Annotated in this window: 1 protein-coding gene; it reads right to left on the bottom strand. The window is 72.2% G+C overall.

Going from position 1 to position 435, the window contains the following annotated elements:
* Window positions 1-435 (bottom strand): hypothetical protein (locus CRD59_RS08065; protein WP_161522325.1); only part of this gene is annotated, 435 nt, incomplete at both ends.

Raw genomic sequence — 435 nt, forward strand, 5'->3', positions numbered from 1 at the left:
GTTCCAGTCATCCTGGTTGGACGCGGTCTCGGTGTCCTCGCAGTAGGCCGTCCCGTCGATCGTGACCGCTCCCTGGGGTGCGGCGGGTGCTCCGCCCCTCGGCCTGCCGAAGGGGTCCCTGGCGCTGGGATCGTCCACCGGGCAGGGTGTGAGCGGCTTGCCGGTCACCTTGGCGCGGTCGGTGTGCTTGCCCGTCGCCCCTTTCAGGGTGCCGTGCACGTCCACGCTCTCGCCGGGCTTGAGGACCAGGCTGTCCCAGTTGTCCGGGTACTTGAGGTCCACCACGGTGCCGTCGCCGACGAGCGTGTGGTCCTCCAGCCTGGCGTCCTCGGCCCGGTAGTACGCGCCCTTGCGCGTGGCGGGGTCGGCCCTGCAGGGGGGGGTGCGGGGGGTGCGGGCCCCCGTGCTGCCGCTATTGGTGCTGCGGTAGTGGGG

Source organism: Bifidobacterium xylocopae, from assembly GCF_003315615.1.
GTDB lineage: Bacteria > Actinomycetota > Actinomycetes > Actinomycetales > Bifidobacteriaceae > Bombiscardovia > Bombiscardovia xylocopae.